The sequence below is a fragment of the Bradyrhizobium manausense genome (assembly GCF_018131105.1).
Lineage (GTDB): Bacteria > Pseudomonadota > Alphaproteobacteria > Rhizobiales > Xanthobacteraceae > Bradyrhizobium > Bradyrhizobium manausense_B.
In genome coordinates this window covers 1,139,772-1,155,961 of record NZ_JAFCJI010000001.1, presented here as the reverse complement: position 1 = coordinate 1,155,961, position 16,190 = coordinate 1,139,772, and the positions used below count along the sequence as shown (strand labels likewise).

At 62.3% G+C, this 16,190-nt stretch carries 15 protein-coding genes; 6 read left to right on the top strand and 9 right to left on the bottom strand.

Annotated features, from left to right (window positions below; all coding sequences use genetic code 11):
* Nucleotides 1-52 precede the first annotated feature (52 nt).
* From JQ631_RS05190 to JQ631_RS05170, 5 genes are read left to right on the top strand one after another with little or no spacing between them, the layout of a single operon-like run.
* The gene (locus JQ631_RS05190) at nt 53-406 is read left to right on the top strand and encodes a hypothetical protein (protein WP_212324564.1); all 354 of its coding nucleotides are present in this window, start codon (nt 53-55) and stop codon (nt 404-406) included.
* Between the two features lie 26 nt (nt 407-432).
* On the top strand, nt 433-1,374 hold the full coding sequence (locus JQ631_RS05185) for a cytochrome c oxidase subunit II (protein ID WP_212324563.1): 942 nt from the start codon (nt 433-435) through the stop codon (nt 1,372-1,374).
* A complete protein-coding gene (gene ctaD / locus JQ631_RS05180; protein ID WP_212324562.1) occupies nt 1,371-2,978 on the top strand; it encodes a cytochrome c oxidase subunit I in 1,608 nt (535 codons plus the stop codon). Before JQ631_RS05185 ends, ctaD begins: the two co-directional genes overlap by 4 nt.
* Complete coding sequence (locus tag JQ631_RS05175) at nt 2,971-3,615, top strand: cytochrome c oxidase subunit 3 (protein WP_212324561.1); 645 nt, start codon at nt 2,971-2,973, stop codon at nt 3,613-3,615. The genes ctaD and JQ631_RS05175 overlap by 8 nt, the downstream gene beginning before the upstream one ends.
* Nucleotides 3,612-3,887, top strand: coding sequence for a cytochrome C oxidase subunit IV family protein (locus JQ631_RS05170; RefSeq protein ID WP_212324560.1), 276 nt, complete (start codon nt 3,612-3,614; stop codon nt 3,885-3,887). The genes JQ631_RS05175 and JQ631_RS05170 overlap by 4 nt, the downstream gene beginning before the upstream one ends.
* 3 nt (nt 3,888-3,890) lie before the next feature.
* On the opposite strand, the gene JQ631_RS05165 is transcribed toward JQ631_RS05170, so the two are convergent.
* The 9 genes from JQ631_RS05165 to JQ631_RS05125 form a co-directional block, all read right to left on the bottom strand.
* Nucleotides 3,891-5,120 carry a c-type cytochrome gene (locus JQ631_RS05165; protein WP_212324559.1) on the bottom strand — a complete coding sequence of 410 codons (1,230 nt, stop codon included), beginning with the start codon at nt 5,118-5,120 and terminating at the stop codon, nt 3,891-3,893.
* A complete protein-coding gene (locus tag JQ631_RS05160; protein ID WP_212324558.1) occupies nt 5,113-6,891 on the bottom strand; it encodes a GMC family oxidoreductase in 1,779 nt (592 codons plus the stop codon). Before JQ631_RS05160 ends, JQ631_RS05165 begins: the two co-directional genes overlap by 8 nt.
* Before the next feature lie 9 nt (nt 6,892-6,900).
* Entirely contained in the window at nt 6,901-7,626 is a 726-nt protein-coding gene (locus tag JQ631_RS05155; protein WP_212324557.1) for a gluconate 2-dehydrogenase subunit 3 family protein, read from the bottom strand.
* A gap of 167 nt (nt 7,627-7,793) precedes the next feature.
* Complete coding sequence (locus JQ631_RS05150; protein ID WP_212324556.1) at nt 7,794-8,507, bottom strand: MgtC/SapB family protein; 714 nt, start codon at nt 8,505-8,507, stop codon at nt 7,794-7,796.
* A 39-nt stretch (nt 8,508-8,546) separates the two neighbouring features.
* Complete coding sequence (locus JQ631_RS05145) at nt 8,547-8,756, bottom strand: hypothetical protein (RefSeq protein ID WP_212324555.1); 210 nt, start codon at nt 8,754-8,756, stop codon at nt 8,547-8,549.
* Between the two features lie 14 nt (nt 8,757-8,770).
* Complete coding sequence (locus JQ631_RS05140) at nt 8,771-9,205, bottom strand: PPC domain-containing DNA-binding protein (protein ID WP_212324554.1); 435 nt, start codon at nt 9,203-9,205, stop codon at nt 8,771-8,773.
* 52 nt (nt 9,206-9,257) lie between these two features.
* Nucleotides 9,258-11,579 carry an FdhF/YdeP family oxidoreductase gene (locus JQ631_RS05135; protein ID WP_212324553.1) on the bottom strand — a complete coding sequence of 774 codons (2,322 nt, stop codon included), beginning with the start codon at nt 11,577-11,579 and terminating at the stop codon, nt 9,258-9,260.
* A gap of 221 nt (nt 11,580-11,800) precedes the next feature.
* Nucleotides 11,801-13,099: an L-rhamnose catabolism isomerase gene (gene rhaI, locus JQ631_RS05130; protein WP_212324552.1), complete on the bottom strand. Its 1,299-nt coding sequence runs from the start codon at nt 13,097-13,099 to the stop codon at nt 11,801-11,803.
* Nucleotides 13,096-15,192 carry a bifunctional rhamnulose-1-phosphate aldolase/short-chain dehydrogenase gene (locus JQ631_RS05125; protein WP_212324550.1) on the bottom strand — a complete coding sequence of 699 codons (2,097 nt, stop codon included), beginning with the start codon at nt 15,190-15,192 and terminating at the stop codon, nt 13,096-13,098. The genes rhaI and JQ631_RS05125 overlap by 4 nt, the downstream gene beginning before the upstream one ends.
* A 184-nt stretch (nt 15,193-15,376) precedes the next feature.
* On the opposite strand from JQ631_RS05125, the gene JQ631_RS05120 reads away from it, so the two are divergent.
* Nucleotides 15,377-16,189, top strand: a complete 813-nt coding sequence (locus tag JQ631_RS05120) for a DeoR/GlpR family DNA-binding transcription regulator (protein ID WP_212324549.1) — start codon at nt 15,377-15,379, stop codon at nt 16,187-16,189.
* The last annotated feature ends 1 nt before the right edge of the window (nt 16,190 follow it).

The following is a 16,190-nucleotide window of genomic DNA, read 5'->3' as shown; positions in this document are numbered from 1 at the left end:
GGAACACAATCCCCGGGACCGCATTGTCCCGCCGCGATCGAGGACAGCACCCATGGCGGACACTAACCACGTCGACTACGAGCGGTCGGACGTCGGACTGCGCCTTGTCGGCTGGCTCGCGGCAGGCCTTGCGACTTTTGTCCTCATTACGCCGCTCGTCCTCCCCCCTTTATTTCCGCTGTCCACCAAGCGCATCACACCCGCGAGCCGCCCGGCGATGAGCTCCAATGCGCCTCCGCTCGAGGTTAACCCACGGGCCACGTTGCAGGCGACACGGCAAGGAGAAGCGCAGATCGAGGGCGGCTACGGCTGGGCCGATCGCAGCCGAGGAGAGGTCCGGATTCCGATCGATCGCGCGATCGATATCCTCCTGCGCAAGGGTTTGCCAGGATGGCCGTCTCCATGAGCGCGCGTCAATTGGGGTTGCCCTAGATGTGGCGCCAGTGGATTCCGTTCTGGCATCCCGGTCTCTCGCCGCACAGCGGCGACGTCGACCTGCTGTTTACCGGCCTCCTGATTGCCAGCGCACTCGTGGTCGGACTGCTGTTCTTCCTGCTCACGTTGTTTTGCGCGCGCTATCGCGCCGGCAATCAGACCGACCGAGACCATCGCGTCAAGAAGAGCTGGCATTGGGAGGTGAGCTGGACCGCCGCTTCGTTCGTCTGCTTTCTCGGCCTCTTCGTCTGGGGTGCGACCGTCTACTTCCAGATCTACCGGACGCCGGCAGACGAGCACGATATTTTCATCGTGGCCAAACAATGGATGTGGAAGACCCAGCATCCCGGCGGCCAGGCGGAGATCGATGCGCTGCATATTCCGGTCAAGCGCCCCATCCGCCTGGTGATGGCCTCGCAGGACGTCATTCACAGCTTCTTCATTCCCGCCCTTCGGCTCAAGCATGATGTCGTACCGGGCCGCTACCAGGACCTCGAGATCGAAATCGACAAGCCGGGCCACTATCATCTGTTCTGCGCCGAATATTGCGGCACCGACCATTCCGGCATGATCGGCGAGATCGTTGCGATGGACCCGGCCGACTTCTCCAACTGGCTGACGCAGCAGGCGCCATCGAGCCCGCTGGCGAGCGAAGGCGGTCAGCTGTTCCGCGAACTCGGCTGCAGCGGCTGCCACGGTGGCGGCGGCACGATCCGCGCTCCTCCGCTCGAAGGCGTCTACGGCAAGCCGGTGCCGCTCTCGGACGGCACCACCGTCATCGCGGACGACAAGTACATCCGGGATTCGATCCTGATGCCGCGCAGCCAAGTGGTCGCAAGCTATCAGCCGTTGATGCCGTCGTTCGAGGGCAAGGTCAGCGAGGATCAGCTGTTGCGGCTCGTCGTTTACATCAAATCGCTCGCAGGACATCCAACATGAGCGAGAAGAATTATCTCACCGCCGATTTCACGCTGCGATCCTGGTTCTTCACTACAGATCATAAGCGCATCGCGATCCTGTATTTCGCGAGCCTGATCGTCTTTTTCTTCATCGGCGGCGCGGCCGCCACCGCGATCCGGATCGAGCTCGCAACACCGCAGGCCGATCTAGTCAGCTCTGACATCTACAATCGCCTCTTCACCATGCACGGCATCATCATGGTGTGGTTCTTCCTGATTCCATCGATCCCAAACACGCTCGGCAATTTCATTGTCCCACTGATGATCGGCGCCCGGGACCTTGCGTTTCCCCGGCTCAATCTGATGAGCTGGTACATCTTCATGCTCGGCGGCTGCACCACGCTGTTCGCAATCTTCGCGGGCGGTGTCGACACCGGCTGGACGTTTTACACGCCGTTCTCGACGCTTTATTCCAACAGTTACGTGATCGTCGCAGCCGCGGGCGTCTTCATCGCCGGCTTCTCGTCGATCCTGACCGGCCTCAATTTCATCGTCACCATCCACCGCTTGCGCGCGCCGGGATTGACCTGGTATCGGCTACCACTGTTCCTGTGGTCGCTTTACGCGACCTCAGTCATCCTTGTGCTGGCAACGCCGGTACTCGCCATCACGCTGCTTTTGATGGCGACGGAACGCTTCTTCGGCGTCGGCATCTTCGATCCCAGGATTGGCGGCGATCCGCTGCTATTCCAGCACCTGTTCTGGTTCTACTCGCATCCCGCGGTCTACATCATGATCCTGCCGGGCATGGGTGTAATCAACGAGTTGATTTCGTGCTTCTCGCGCAAGCAGGTGTTCGGCTACAAGTTCGTGGCCTGGTGCAGTCTGGCTATCGCTGCGGTCGGTTTCCTGGTCTGGGGCCATCACATGTTCGTCAGCGGCCAGTCGCTGATCGCAAGCCTCGTATTCTCCTTCATGAGCTTCATCGTCGCGGTGCCCTCCGCGATCAAGGTGTTCAACTGGACCGCGACGCTGCACAAGGGCTCGATCCATTTCGACGCCCCCATGCTCTATGCGCTGGCCTTCATCGGGCTCTTCACGATCGGCGGCCTCACCGGCCTGTTCCTTGCCTGCCTTGCCTTCGACGTGCACGCGACCGACACCTACTTTGTCGTCGCTCATTTCCATTACATCATGGTTGGCGGCATGGTGACGGCCTATTTCGGCGGGCTGCATTATTGGTGGCCAAAGATCACCGGCCGGCTCTACTCGGAATATTGGGCGCGCACCGCCGCGGTGCTGATCTTCTTCGGCTTCAACCTCACTTTCTTCCCGCAGTTCATACTCGGCGCGGAAGGCATGCCGCGGCGCTATCACGTCTATCCGCCGGAATTTCAGCTCTGGAACGTGTTGTCATCGGGCGGTGCGGTGATCCTCGCCGTGGCGTATCTGATGCCGGTATTCTATCTCGGCTATTCCGCGTTTTTTGGCCGGCGCGCGCCGGCGAACCCGTGGGACGCGCCCGGACTCGAATGGCAGACGTCCTCGCCGCCGCCGGAGTTCAACTTCACGGTCCAACCGGTGGTGACGCGCGATCCTTACCAATACAACGAGGCTTTTGAGGCGGAGCCGCAAAATGCCTGACAGCTCCGCCTTCGCGCCCCAATACGCATCGATCCCCCACCGCGATCACACCGCCGAACTCGGCATGTGGGTGTTCATCGCCACGGAAGTGTTGCTGTTCGGCGGCCTGATCCTCGCCTATTTCGTCTACCGTCATGCTTTGCCGCAAGGTTTCGCCGCGGGCAGCCGGCACACCGAGATCGTGATCGGAACGGCCAACACAGCGGTGTTGCTGACATCGAGCTTTTTGGTGGCGTGGGCCGTCGAGGTCTTTTCGCCCGCCACCACGAGGATCGTCACATGGCTGCTCGTCGGGGCTGCGTGTCTCGGCCTTGTCTTCATCGCACTCAAGGGCATTGAGTACAGTAGGGAATATGACGAACATCTGATTCCCGGGATCGACTTCCAATTCGCGGGTCCGAAAGCCAACGGCGTCCAACTATTCTTCATCTTCTACTTCATCGCAACGGCCATCCACGCCCTGCATATGCTGATCGGGATCTGCCTGCTGCTCACGCTTGCGACGATCTGCCGGAAGGCGCCGACGACGCGTCATCATACGGCGCTGCACAGCGCCGCGCTGTACTGGCATTTCGTCGACGTGGTCTGGATCTTCCTGTTCGCGCTGATCTACCTGCCCGGGAGGTCTACATCATGACGGACTGGCGGCCGCCGCTTGCCCTGATCGGCTCATGGCTTGGGTTGCTCGCCTTGCTGGCGCTCACCGTGACTCTGGCTTACGTGCCGCTCGGAGCCGGGAATGCCGCCGTGGCCCTGATCATCGGCACGATCAAGGCAGGGGTCGTCGCAGCCATCTTCATGGAGCTGCGGCATCGGAGCGGTCTCACGCTCGTGTTCGCCGGCGCCGGGCTGTTCTGGCTCGGGATTCTTCTCTACCTCGGCTCGATGGATTTCCTGACCCGAACGTGAGGATCAGTTGGTCCTTGCATCGAGCGCCGTGCGCTCCTTCTTTGCCTCATCCTCGCTAACCGGCGGCGCCTTGCCCCAATGGTTTCGGACATAGGTCGCGACCGCCGCGACTTGCGCGTCGTTTAGCTGCCAGCCGAAGGCAGGCATCGCCGGACCGGTCGGCTCCTTGTCGGTTGCCACGCTCTGCGCGCCCTGGAGGATCACGCGCAGTACCGTCGTCGGGTCTCCCGTGTTGACGGTCGCGGCGTGGGAGAGGTTCGGAATGAGATTGGGAACGCCGGTCCCGTCTGATTTGTGGCAGGCCGCACAAAGGTCCTGATAGATCGCGCCGCCCGCAGCCATCACGTGTGAATCCGCCGAGCTGTCCGCCGCCGGTTTCGGTCCCGACTGATCCTTCAGATAGGCTGCCATCGCCTTGGTGTCGTCGTCGCTGAGTTTCGATGTCGAAAGTTCGACGACCTCCCCCATCAAGCCGGCCGCGGCCGCAAACCGATTATGGCCCGTCTTGAGATATTGCGCGAGATCGTCGGCCGACCAGTCCGCGAGCGGCCCCTGTCCACTGGTGATGTCAGGCGCAACCCATCCCTGAAGCGTGTAACCCTGAAAGCGTTTGTCGGACTTGTCGCCGCCCAACGCCGTCTTCGGCGTATGACAGGCGCCGCAATGGCCGGGGCCTTCGACCAGATAGGCGCCTCGATTCCACTGCTTCGACTTGTCCGACCGTTCCATGAACTCGCCCGGCGTGAAATAGAGCTTGTCCCAGACCGTCATGGCCATCCGCTGGTTCAGCGGGAACGGCAGCTGGTTGACTTTCACCGGATTATGCACGGGCTCGACAGTCTCGAGATAGGCGCGGATGTCCTTGATGTCCTCGCGTGTCATCCGCGCGAAGTAGGGAAACGGCATGGCCGGATAAAGCCGCTTGCCGTCGCGGCGCATTCCGGTCCGCACCGCCGCGTCGAATTCGTCGTCGCTCCAGGCGCCGATCCCGGTCTCCCGATCCGACGTGATGTTGGGCGCGACCAGCGTGCCGAACGGGGTTTCGATGGGACGACCGCCGCTCAGGGGATGGTCACTGCCCGGAACCGTATGACAGCTTCCACAATCGGCCGCGTTCGCGAGATAACGCCCGCGCTCGACAGCGGCAAAGTCCTGCGAACCTGCGCTCGTGGCCTCGCCAATGCCGGCAGCAAGCGTCAATATCACCAGCGCGATTTGTGCAGCTCTATGCATTGATGAGCTGCCCCGGGTTCTTGAGATATTTCGAGCGGATCGCATCCGCGGCCCAATAAGCGAGCGCTGCGACCGTTCCGGTCGGGTTGTAGCCGGCGTTTTGAGGAAACGCGCTGGCGCCAAGCACAAACAGGTTGGGCACGTCCCAGCTCTGAAGATAGCGGTTGAGCGCGCTGGTGCCGGGGTCCGTTCCCATGATCGCGCCCCCGCAGAGATGCGTGGTCTGGTATTTGGTGATGTCGTATGGCGCCTTGCGATATTCCTTGTGGACCTGCCTGGCGCCCATCGCCTGAAAGATCTCGGCGAACTTGTCGGTCAGGAATTTGTTCTGCTTGATCTCGTTATCATGGAAATCCATGGTGATCCGCACCAGCGGCCGGTTGAAGCGATCCTTATAGGTGGGATCAAGATCGACATAGACGTCGCGGTAGCTGTACATGCTGCCGTGCACACCGGTGCCCGGCTTGATCGCGCTCTGATAATTATCTTTCACGGCCTTCTTCCACGCCGCGCCCCACAGCGGCGTTCCCGGTGGCACCGGCGTGGTCTCGATCGGACGCCCATTGGTCTGCACCTGCCCGACATAGCCGCCGCCGACGAAGCCGTGCGGACCGTGGTCGAAATTGTCGCCATTGAACTCGTCGATGCACATTCCAATCGCGCCTGAGGCGATAAATGGATTGAAGACAAATTTTTCCGGATCGAAGAAGCTGACAACGTCCGAGATGGTCTGGTGGGTGAAATTGCGCCCGACCACGCCGGTGTTGGCGGCGGGATCGTAGGCCTTGCCGATGCCCGACAGCAGCAGGAGCTGGACATTGAAGATCGTATAGGCCGAAAGCACGACGAGGTCGGCCGGCTGCTCCCATTCGTCGCCTGAGGCATCGACGAAAGTCACGCCAGTGGCGCGCTTGCCGGAGCTGTCGATGTTGATCCGCGTGACCTCGCTGTTGTCACGGGCCGTGAAGTTGGGCTTTCGCACCAGTGCCGGCAGCACCGTGGTCTGCGGCGAGGCCTTCGAGTAATTGCCGCAGCCGAACCACTCGCAGAAACCGCAATAGGTGCATGGCCCGAGGCGGACACCGAGTGGGTTTTGGTAAGGTCGCGACATGTTGCCCGAGGGCTGCGGAAACGGCTTGTAGCCGAGCTCGCGCGCCGCCTTGCCGAACAACGTGTGACCGAATGGCTGATCCTGCGGCGGATTGGGATAGGCGCGCGAGCGCGGCCCTTCGAAGGGATTACCGCCCTCCATGATCGTGCCCTTGATGTTGCCGGCCTGACCGGACGTACCGCAGAGATATTCGAACCGGTCGTAATGCGGCTCTAGCTCGTCATAGGTCACGCCCCAATCCTGGATGGTCATGTCACCGGGCAGGAATCCGGCGCCATAGCGCTCGGTCAGATGCGTCTTCAGAACGAAGTCCGACGGCAGGAAGCGCCACGTCTCCGCGTTCCAGTGCACCCCACCTCCGCCGACGCCGTTCGGGGGCATGAAGGCGCCCCAGCTGCGGATCGGCAGCGCTGCCTCGCTCATCTTGTTGCGGAAGGTGAAGGTGGTTTGGCCGGGGCTCAGGAACAACTCGTGACGGATGCGGTAGCGCAACTCGTCGGCCGCATAGCCGGGCGGATAGTCCGTCGCCGTATTGCGCCAGGGACCGCGCTCGATCGCGATCACGTCGAGCCCGGCATCCGCGAGTTCGTAGGCCATGATCGAACCGGTCCAGCCGAGCCCGATGATGACGACGTCCTTCCGCGGAAGCTTACGAGCCATGTGCGGCGCTCACGATTTTGCAGGTGTCCAGTCGGCCCGCCCGGCGATGCTGACGGGCGGATGCGGATAGCGTTCGTTGTGACGATTGACCCAGTCGCGGTAGTCGTACCGGATTCCGGGAAAGCCGATCATCTTCCAGCCGACCATGTCGTTGTTGCCGCCATGGATGGGATCGGAAAAGAAGCCCTCCGGGACGTCCTTCAGCAGAGCCGAGAAGAAGCCCTGGGCATCGACCGTTTCGAACTTGACCTCACCTGACTCGATCTTCCGCAACACGTCGTCCTGCGCGGCGGCATCGAGTTCCGCGAAGGACTTTCCGCCCTGCGTCGACTTGCAGTGCTTGTCGAGTGCTGCAAGCGCCTTGCGATAGAGGTCGGCATGAGTCAGCGCCGATTGCGGCCCCTGCTCCTTGGTGCCCTTGGTATGCGGTCCAAGCGTGTAGAGGCCCTGGTTGGAGCCATACGGCCCCTTGAGCTGGCGATCGATGAACACGGCGCAGCCGGCGATCTTGCCGCCGGGCGTCTCCGGATCCGGCGGGATGATGCGATCGACGATCGCTTCCATCGCACGAGCTTCATCCAGAGTGAAGAACTGCCAGGGACCTGGCCGCGCGATCTCCGGCGGCGAGTTCGGATGAGGCGCCCATGGCACGTGATTGTGGATCACGGTTGCGCGCGTCAGGGATGTCGTGCCGACAAGCCAGGCCGCGAGTGTAAGAAATGTTCTGCGCCGCATGGAACATCCATAAGCCCGTGTCGCCAACGTGGGCCGGATTTGGATGTTCCTAAGATGCCCAGATGGGTGTCGTCCAACCTCGGGATGTCGAGTCGACAAGCGCCCACCGAGGAGCCCGACGCGCGCCATATAGTGCCAGCGGACCGCCTCCAGCCGGCCTGCCGGCATCAACGGCCATTGTCGGTCGTGAGCTCGAAGGCCTTGATCTCGAACTTGCTTTCGATGAGCCGCAAGATATCGAGAGGGGGCAATTCGGCCGCGTCTGGCTTCCGCCATCCAAGCTCGAACACATATTCCGCGATCTTGTTGTCGCTGGATGTTCGCGATTGCTCCTGAAATCGCGCGTCGACTTGTCTTGGCGCGACCAGCCGCTGGATCTCCACGACCGTATCCCACTGCGCGGGGCCGATCACAACCACCCGGGCGCGGTGCTCTCGCGGCATCCAGATGTCGACCTTCTTCAGTGCCCAGAGCGTGCACACGGCAAGCACGGTCGTCACCCCGCCGAGTGCGAGCTGCCCGCCGCCGAAGCAGAGACCGATCACGGTGACGAGCCATAGCGTTGCCGCAGTGGTCACCCCGGTCACGAGGTCGCCCCGTTTCAGGATCGTGCCGCCGCCAATGAAGCCAACGCCGGTCAAAATACCGAGCGGAAGACGCATGAGGTCCATGACTGAGAACGATTCCGGCGTTTTGCCCGCCAGCGGCAGCAGGATATTGGCTTGAATCATTGCGACCGAGGCCGCGAGGCACACCAGAATCGTCGTCCGAAAGCCGGCCGCATGGCCGCGCGCGCCGCGATTGAGACCGATGATGCCGCCGGCCAGCATGGTCAGCGCAAGCCTTATCGCAATGTCGGTCACAGTCGGATGGAGCGGCATGATGTTCGCGTCCCTAAAGTCCCGAGCGATCCCGGCCCGTCAGGGACGCCTTCTCGCCCCCTCACCGCGCGGACGCGCCCCTTCGTCGACGCGCTGAACGTGATAGCCGGCCGGCAGGAGCTGACCGCCCTCCTCGTCCGCGACCGGAACATCCGTGAGAAGTCCTTCGATCAAGGCAGCCTCCCAGACCTCTTTCTCCGTGGTGAACGGGTTTCCAATCTGCCTCTCCCCTTCAAAAAGCGCATACATGAGGGCTCCAGCGGCTAAATACTGATCAAGGCAATACCAAGCTCCGGCCGCTTCTTGCGGCGGAGATGAACCACCGTCTCGGTGATCGTCACCTCCAGGGTCGGCTGGACCGATCCCGACAGGAGATGGCCGCCGCGTAGCGTGCCGTCCTGCAAGCCGAGCACGGCATGAAGATGCAGGCTGGCCTTGCCGTCGTCGCCTTGCGCGACGTCGCCGAGCAGGCTCAGCACCTCGCATTGCTCGTTTACCTCGATCGGCTTGTATTTTTTGGCCGCAAAATCGAACCAGCCGACCTTCGCGTGCGAGAAGGCACCGATCGCCGAGACCGAGGCACCCGTAATTTTCTCGCGATCGGCAAATTCCGTGATGGTTTTGAACGCCTCCTCGCCCTGGTCGAGGATGAGGACAAAGGTCCGCTCGGCGCCGTCATTGATGGATTTCGATTTCATCCGCAGTCTCGCTGTTGTGAGTTTCGGCTCCACGCCCGGGCCGCAATCCCGGTCAGGTAGCCGAGATCGGCATCTCGCCGCCCTCGATGATCTCCGGCGGGACATCCTTGAAAACTCGCACCGGCACCGACTTGGCGGCCGGGACTTTGCTGCCCTCGGCGTAGTGCCACAGCGGGATGAGCCCGTTGCACTCGGGATAGTAGCCCGCAATACTCCTGCGTGGGATGTCGTAAGGCACGACCTGGAGTTCGCTCAGACTGCGCTCGACGCCGTCGCCGGCTTCGGTTACCAGGGTGACCGTATCTCCCGCCTTGAGGCCATCTGCCTCCATGTCAGTCGGGTTCATCAGAACGACGTATCGGCTGCCCGCGATGCCGCGAAAGCGATCATCCTCATTGTAGATTGTCGTGTTGAACTGGCCGTCAGCGCGCATAGTCATCAGCTCATAGACGCCGTCGCTCTCCTTTGGCGGCGCGAAGGCAGCCTTGGGAACGGTAAAGTTGGCCTTACCGTTCGGCGTCTTCCACTTGCGCTCCCGCGCCGCCAGCGGGCGCGGAAAGCCGCCGGGCTCGAACATGCGCTTGTTGAAGTCCTTGAACTGGTCCGGATATGTGCGCTCGATAGCGTCTCTCACGCGCGAATAGTCAGCGATCCACACGTCCCAGTCGACCTTGGGATTGGGCTTCAGCGTTGCCTTGGCGAGGCCTGCGATGATCGCCGGCTCTGAGAGGGCATGCTCGGCCACCGGCTTGCGCTGACCGCGCGAGCCGTGAATGCAGGCGGTGGAATCCTCCATCGACACGGCCTGCGCACCGCCGGCCTGCTCATCAACCTCGATGCGACCGAGGCATGGCAGGAGGTACGTGACCTCGCCAGGCACGATATGGCTGCGATTGAGCTTTGTCGCGATCTGCACCGACAGGCGCAGGCCGGACCAGGCCGGCTCCATCAGCAAGCGCTCCGGGATAGCGCGCACGAAATTGCCGCCGAGGCTTACGAAGCCGCGAACGTCGCCCTTCAAAATGCCCTCGCAGGCATCCACGGTCGAAAGGCCGTCCCATCGCGGTGGCTCGAAGCCGTAAAGCTCTGCGAGCTTGTCGAGCGGCACGAGCTTTGTCTTCTCGGAGATGCCGACCGTACGCTGGCCCTGGACGTTGGAATGTCCCCGGATCGGCGAGATTCCAGCGCCCGGCTTGCCTATATTGCCACGCAACAGCAGCAGATTGACGATCATCTTGGCGGTTTCGACGCCGTGCTTGTGCTGCGTAACGCCCATGCCGTAATTGGCGATCACGGCATTGGCCGCCATGTACACATTCGCTGCATCGATCACTGCGGCCCGCGTGAGACCGGAGGCCCGCTCGATCGCGTTCCAGTCCTGTGCGCGGCAAAACGCGGCAAACTCCTCAAATCCCGCAGTGTGCTGCGCGATGAAGTCGGCGTCGACGACGCGCGGCATTCCGTTCGCCTGCGCCAGATCATCCGACTCGATCACGCATTTGCAGATCCCAATCATCGCCGCGGCGTCGCCGCCGACCCGAACCTGATGATATTGCGTGCTGATGCGCGTGCCGCCCGCGATCATCTGGAGCGGGTTTTGCGGATTGACGAAGCGCTCGAGCCCGCGCTCCCGGAGCGGATTGAAGGTCACGATCGGAACGCCGCGCTGGGCTGCTTCCTGGAGTGGATGCAGCATCCGCGGTGCGTTTGTCGTGGTATTGTGGCCAAAAAAGAAAATGCAGTCGGTGTCGCCGAAGTCCTTCAGCTGTACGGTGCCGACCGGAACCCCGATCACCTGCGGCAATGCCACCGAGGTCGTCTCATGGCACATGTTGGAGCTATCGGGAAAATTGTTAGTGCCGTACATCCGGCCGAACAGCTGATACATGTAGCTGGCCTCCAGCGAGGCGCGGCCAGAGGTGTACATGATGACCGAGCGTGGATCGAGCTTGTTCAGCTCAACCCCGATCTCGCGGAAAGCCACACCCCAATCGACAGCCACATATTTGTCGCTGACGGGATCGTAGCGCATCGGATTGGTGAGCCGCCCCTGCTCTTCCAGCTTGTGGTCGGACCAGGATCGTAGCTCCGATAACGTATGCCGAGCGAAGAACTCCGGCGTAACGACCTTGCCCGTTATTTCCCACGCGGTCGCCTTGGCACCATTCTCGCAGAACTCGAATGGGTGGGGACTGGCGGGCTTGGCCCAGGAGCAGCTCACGCACATGTAACCGCCGGGCTTGTTCTGCTTCAGCAGAATCTCGCTCCCGAGGAGCGCGACCTCTTCTTGCGTGAGAATGTGAATGACGGCGTTCAGAGACCCCCAACCGCCGGCGGGAGCATCGTAGTTCTCGACTTTGGCTTTCTGCCGCATGGCGGGGACCTTCAACTGCAAGCCCCGCTCGGAAAACTTGAGAAGAGGTCGCTGGTTCCTCCGCGATTTGGAACATTGGAATACAACGTACGTCGACACGTCGGTGTCGGACACGAACCACGCGGGGATCCCAACTCGGCGTAAGCGATCGGCGACCATCGCCGCACCGCCTCGGTCGAAATGTCACGGCTTCTTTCCCGCTCGCTCTGCGGGTGCCTCGCCTAGACAATGCCTGACGAAGTTCCGCCGACGGCGGGACGCTCCCTCGCCTTTCGCGCCCGATAGCCGGACGCGCGATAGGCCGCGATGGGTGCGATCGCCCCGCCGGCCCGCATGCGAGCGACGGCGAGGAGTGGCGAGACATCGGTGGTGAAGGCGCGTTTCAATTCGAGATGCGCGCCGAGCGCGTCGTTGGTCTCTTGCGCCGCTTCAAGCGCGGCGCGATCGACGATGAGTGCCTGCGCATAGGCGCGCTGCAACTCGATCGCCGATTGCATCAAACTCTCGATCGGATCGGTCACATTGTGCGACTGGTCGATCATGTAGGCCGGCGCGAAGCCTTCCGCCTTGCGGCGTTCGGCGTCGATCAACTCGTTGAAGACCAAAAACAGCCGGAACGGCTCGACCGAGCCACTATCGAGATCGTCGTCGCCATATTTGGAATCGTTGAAATGGAAGCCCGCGAGCTTGTTGAAGCGAACGAGCCGGGCGACGATCTGCTCGATATTCACGTTCGGCGCATGGTGACCGAGGTCGACGAGGCAATAGGCCTTCGGCCCAAGCTCCTGCGCGGCCGCAAAGCTCGTGCCCCAATCCGAGATCACGGTCGAGTAGAACGCCGGCTCGTACAGTTTGTGCTCGAGGAACACCCGCCAGTCGGCGGGCAGCGCCGCGACGATCTCGCGCGTCGCGTCAATATAGCGGTCGAGCGCTTTGGTCAGATTCGATTGACCGGCAAAGTTCGAGCCGTCGGCGATCCAGACGGTCAGCGCCTTCGAGCCAAGCTTGCGGCCGACCTCGATACATTCGACGTTGTGGGCAATGGCCCGGGCGCGCACACGCGCATCTGTATGCGACAGCGAGCCGAACTTGTACGAGAGTTCTTGCCCCGGCTGATCCTGAAAGGTGTTCGAGTTGACTGCGTCGAAGGCAAGGCCGTGGCTCGCGGCCTGTTCGCGCAGGGCGGCATAGTCGTCGACCTTATCCCAAGGGAAGTGCGGCGAGATCGTCGGGGTTGCTCGCCCCAATTGCTGGATCACGGCGCAATCGTCGATCTTCTCGAAGACATTGCGCGGCTCACCCTGTCCTGGAAAGCGGGCAAATCGCGTGCCTCCCGTGCCGACGCCCCAGGTCGGAATGGCGACGCCGAAGGCCGCGACTTTCTGCGCCAGCGCTTCCGCGTCGATCCCGCGCCGCGCCAATGCGCGCTTCAGAGCATCATAGTCTTCGGTGATCGCACCTTCGAGCTGCGCATTGTGCTCGGCGACGAACTCCGCGCTGATCGAAAACGGCGCGCTCATCGCGTGAAGGCCTGGGCGTTGCCGGCATCGACATTGAGGATGTTGCCGGTCGATTTGGCCGAAAGATCGGACGCAAAGAAGTAGACACCCTCGGCGATGTCCTCGGGAAAGACCGACAGTTTGAGCATCGAGCGCTGACGGTAGACTTCCTCGAGCTGGTCCTCGGTGACCTTGTTGGACGCCGCACGCTGCTGGCGCCACTCGCCCTCCCAGATCTTCGAGCCGCGCAGCACTGCATCCGGATTGACCGTGTTGACGCGGATGCCATGCACTGCGCCTTCCAGCGCCAGGCAGCGGGCAAGATGAATCTCCGACGCCTTGGCGGCGCAATAGGCCGATGCGCCGGCCGAAGCGGCGAGACCGTTTTTCGAAGCGACGAAGATGATGGCGCCGCCGATGCTCTGGCGCTGCATCAGGCGGAATGCCTCGCGCGAAACAAGGAAATACCCCGTGGCGAGAATGTCCATGTTCTTCTGCCACAGTCCAAGACTCGTGTCCTCGACAGGCGAAGCCGAAGCGATGCCGGCATTCGAGACCACGACGTCGATGCCGCCGAAGGCGCGCGCGGCCTCTTCGAACGAAGCGACCACTGCCGCCTCATCGGTCACATCGAGCTTCACGCCGATCGCCGCGTCGCGGCCGTGGTGCTTCGTGATCGCCGTGATACGCTCGCTCAAGGCCTTCTCGTCGATATCCGCAATGACGATGCACGCGCCCTCACCGAGCAGCCGCAGCGCGGTTGCCCCCCCGATGCCGCCGGCACCGCCGGTCACATAGGCGATCCGCCCGGCCATCGATTTCGGCTTGGGCATGCGCTGGAGCTTGGCCTCTTCCAGCAGCCAGTACTCGATGTTGAAGGCCTCCTGCTCGGCAAGGCCGACATAGGCGCTGACGCCCGAAGCGCCGCGCATGACATTGATAGCGTTGACGTAGAACTCAGCCGCAACCCGCGCCGTCGCCTTGTCCTTGGCAAAAGTAAACATGCCGATTCCGGGGATGAGATACACGACCGCGTTGGGGTCGCGCATCGCCGGCGAGTTCGGATGCTTGCAGCGCTCGTAGTAGGCGGCGTAGTCACGCCGGTAAGCGACGAGAACGTCGTCGAGGCCGGTGATCACCTCGCCGAGATTATCGCGCACGGGATCGTAGGGCAGCAACAGCGGCCGGATCTTGGTACGAAGAAAGTGATCCGGACAGGAGGTGCCGAGCGGCGCCAACTTCGTCAGCGCGCTGGAATTGACGAACTCCAGGACCTCCGGCGCATCGGTGAAATGCCCAATCTTGCGCTCGTCCGCTGAGATCTTGCCGCGGATCAGCGGCATCAGCCTGGCCGCGATCGCTCGACGCTTTTCCGGTGGGGCCGCTTGGACCTTGGCACCGCCGAAGGCCGGCTTCTGCTCGTGCGCTGCAAGCCAATCGGCGGCCTGCTGAATCACGCGCAGAGTCATCTCGTAACAGGCTTTCGACGTCTCGGCCCAAGTGAACAGCCCGTGGCCGCCGAGGACCACGCCGACATAGTCGGGATGGCGCGCAGCCATCTCGCCGAGCTTCAGGCCGAGTTCGAAGCCGGGCCGCTGCCACGGCAGGAAGCCGAGCTTGCCGCCGAACACCTCGCGGGTCAAACGTTCGGCGTCTTCCGAGGCCGCAATGGCGATGACCGCATCGGCATGAACATGATCGACGTGCCGGTGCGGCACGAAGGCGTGCAAGGGCGTATCGATCGACGTCGCGCGCGGATTGAGGTCGAAGGTGCAATGATTGAACAAAGCGACCATCTCGTCCTCATGGGCGAGGCCGCGATAGTGGCCTTTCAGGCTCTCGAGCTTGTCGAGATACAGCGTCGAGAAGCCATCGCGCTTCATCGAGCCGATGTCGCCGCCCGAGCCTTTGACCCAGAGCACGCGGACGCTCTCGCGCGTCAGCGGATCCTTCATCTCGATCTTGGCCGAGGTGTTGCCGCCGCCGAAATTGGTGATGCGCAGATCAGCCCCGAGCAGGTTCGAGCGGTAGAGCAATTGGCCGGCTTCATCGAGCCCGGCGGCGCGCGCGTCGTCCCATAGATTTGGCAGGGGCGTGGCCGCAACCTCGCTCATGACGCATCCTCCCTGTGCTTGATCTCTGGGCAGCTTAGGCCACGGATTCAATCAAGGTCAATCACCGACACTCAACCTCGCGACGCAATATGATTGACGCGGCGCGATATTGATCGATTGTGACGGATTACAGTTGACCACTGCGCGAGAGCGTGACCTATTTACAAGCAAAGGGGAGGACGACGTGCACGAGCGGGAACGCTGGCAGGTCATCAAGGCGCTTTTGCGCGAGCGGTCGCTAGTGCGCATCGCCGACGCCTGTCGCGCGACCGGTGTCTCCGAGGCCTCAATCCGGCGCGACTTCGCCAGGCTCGCCGAGCAAGGTATCGCGATCAGGGTGCACGGCGGACTGGAAGCCCTGCCGGAAACCGCGAGCGCACCAAGCGACGTTCTCTCCCTTGCCACGCGCTCCTTCGACGTCAGCCAGACGCTCAATATCGATGCCAAGCGCGCCATCGCGAAAGCGGCCGTCGCTCTCTGCGCCGACGGCGAGACCATCATCATCAATGGCGGCACGACCACCTATCAGATGGGCGAGTATCTGCGCGAGCGCCGCCTGAAGGTTTTGACCAATTCCTATCTGCTCGCCGATGCGCTGATCCACACGTCGAAATGCCGCGTCGCATTGCCGGGCGGTGAGGTCTATCGTGAGCAGGGCATGATCGTCTCGCCTTTCGAGGAGGATGCGATCCAGCATTATTCGGCGACGCGGATGTTCATGAGTGCGATCTCGATCGGACCGCTCGGCGTGATCGAAGGTGATCCCCTGCTTGCCCGCGCCGAATCCAAGCTGCTCAAGCGTGCCGACAAGCTGATCGTGCTCGCAGATTCCTCGAAGTTCGTCTCGCGCGGCAGCCTTGTCGTCTGCCCACTCTCGCGCATCGATACGATGATCACAGATTCCGACGCGCCACACGACGCACTCGACATGCTGCGCGGGCACGGCGTCCGCGTCGTTGTCGTCGATGCGAGCACTCAAACCACTGCGGCGGCGTGAC